Below are 1,377 nucleotides of genomic sequence, written 5' to 3' on the forward strand. Positions count from 1 at the left end.
TGATCACCACGAACGATCCGGTGAAGATCGCCGAGGACTACGCGATGCTGCAGCACCTGGCCGACGGCCGGGTGGACCTGATGATGGGCCGCGGCAACACCGGGCCGGTGTACCCGTGGTTCGGGCAGGACATCCGCAGCGGCATCCCGCTGGCCATCGAGAACTACGACCTGCTGCGCCGGCTGTGGCGGGAGGACGTGGTGGACTGGAAGGGCCGGTTCCGGACGCCGCTGCAGTCGTTCACCGCGACGCCGCGTCCGCTCGACGGGGTCCCCCCGTTCGTGTGGCACGGCTCGATCCGCAGCCCCGAGATCGCCGAGCAGGCCGCGTACTACGGCGACGGCTTCTTCGCCAATCACATCTTCTGGCCGAAGGAGCACACCCAGCGGATGGTCGAGCTCTACCGGCAGCGGTTCGCCCACTACGGCCACGGCTCCGCCGACCAGGCCATCGTCGGGCTCGGCGGGCAGGTGTTCATGCGGCGCAACTCGCAGGACGCGGTCCGCGAGTTCCGGCCGTACTTCGACAACGCGCCGGTCTACGGGCACGGCCCGTCGCTGGAGGAGTTCACCGCGCAGACCCCGCTGACCGTGGGCAGCCCGCAGCAGGTCATCGACCGGACGCTGGGCTTCCGCGACTACGTGGGGGACTACCAGCGGCAGCTCTTCCTGATCGACCACGCCGGCCTGCCGCTGAAGACGGTCCTGGAGCAGCTCGACCTGCTCGGCGAGGAGGTGGTTCCGGTGCTGCGTAAGGAGTTCGACTCGCTGCGTCCGGCACACGTGCCCGAGGCGCCGACCCACGCCTCGCTGGTCGCCACGGCGGGCGGCGCCAAGGACAGCACCGTCCACGCCGTCGACGACGTGACGGGCAAGGCACCCGAGGGCGCCCGATGAGCCCCCGCACCCTCGCCGTCGTCTCGGCCGGCCTCAGCCAGCCGTCGTCGACCCGGCTGCTCGCCGACCAGCTCGCCGCGGCCACCCGCGACGGGCTGGTCGCCCGGGGCGAGGAGGTCGACGTGCACCCGATCGACCTGCGCGAGCACGCCCACGACGTGGTGAACCACCTGCTCACCGGCTTCCCGTCGGAGTCGCTTCGGGCGGTACTGGACACGGTCACCGGCGCCGACGGGCTCATCGCCGTAACGCCGATCTTCAACGCGTCGTACAACGGGCTGTTCAAGTCGTTCTTCGACCTGGTCGACGCCGAGGCCCTGGTCGACCGGCCGGTGCTGGTCGCCGCGACCGGCGGCACGGCCCGGCACTCGCTCGCCCTGGAGCACGCGCTCCGGCCGCTGTTCGCGTACCTGCACGCGGTGGTGGTGCCGACGGCGGTCTTCGCCGCGCCGGAGGACTGGTCCGGCGGCACCGCCGACGG

The 1,377-nt window shown here is 71.6% G+C and carries 2 protein-coding genes; both read left to right on the forward strand.

Annotated features, from left to right (window positions below; genetic code table 11):
* Positions 1–896, forward strand: an 896-nt coding sequence (locus AC1WTP_RS34390) for a CE1758 family FMN-dependent luciferase-like monooxygenase (protein WP_481653374.1), incomplete at its 5' end; no start/stop codon positions are given.
* Positions 893–1,377, forward strand: a 485-nt coding sequence (locus AC1WTP_RS34395; RefSeq protein ID WP_481653375.1) for an FMN reductase, incomplete at its 3' end; no start/stop codon positions are given. The genes AC1WTP_RS34390 and AC1WTP_RS34395, both read left to right, overlap by 4 nt.

Source organism: Micromonospora sp. R311, assembly GCF_056780015.1.